This window comes from Paracoccus broussonetiae (assembly GCF_031854425.1).
GTDB classification, from domain to species: domain Bacteria; phylum Pseudomonadota; class Alphaproteobacteria; order Rhodobacterales; family Rhodobacteraceae; genus Paracoccus; species Paracoccus broussonetiae.
In genome coordinates this window covers 1-688 of record NZ_JAVRQI010000056.1, presented here as the reverse complement: position 1 = coordinate 688, position 688 = coordinate 1, and the positions used below count along the sequence as shown (strand labels likewise).

Sequence of the window (688 nt, the reverse complement as noted above, 5' to 3'; positions counted from 1 at the left end):
GGGCTGCTCGGCCGGGCTGGTGAACGTGCCGCGGATCAAGGGCAACCACAATGCCATGCTGTCGGGGATCGCGGCGGCCGAGGCGGCAGCGGCGGCAATTGCCGCGGGCCGCGAGGGCGACGAGTTGACCGACTATGAAACCGAGGTCCGCAGCGGCGCCATCGCCCGCGACCTGAAGCCGGTCAGGAACGTCAAGCCGATCTGGTCGAAGCTGGGCCTGTGGCCCAGCCTGGCGCTTGGCGGCCTTGACATGTGGGTCGCGAACCTGACCGGCTGGAACCCGCTGGGGACCTGGAAACACGGCAAGACCGACGCCGCGGCGACCGGCAAGGCCGCGGATTTCCAGCCGATCGACTATCCGAAACCGGATGGCAAGCTGAGCTTCGACCGCCTGACCAATGTCAGCTACAGCTTCACCAACCACGAGGAATCCCAGCCCTGCCACCTGCGGCTGAAGGATGCCTCGGTCCCGATCCGGGTGAACCTGCCCGAATATGCCGAGCCCGCGCAGCGCTATTGCCCGGCCGGCGTCTACGAGGTGCTGCAAGGCGAGGACGGCCCGCGCTTCCAGATCAACTTCCAGAACTGCGTCCACTGCAAGACCTGCGACATCAAGGACCCCAGCCAGAACATCGTCTGGACCACCCCGCAGGGCGGTGACGGGCCAAACTACCCGAACATGTGATCG

1 protein-coding gene is annotated in these 688 nt (G+C 66.4%); it reads left to right on the top strand.

Annotation, left to right across the window (positions count from 1 at the left end):
* Window positions 1-685: 4Fe-4S dicluster domain-containing protein (locus RM190_RS23345; RefSeq protein WP_311761877.1), on the top strand; the 685-nt coding region annotated here is incomplete at its 5' end.
* Window positions 686-688 lie beyond the last annotated feature (3 nt).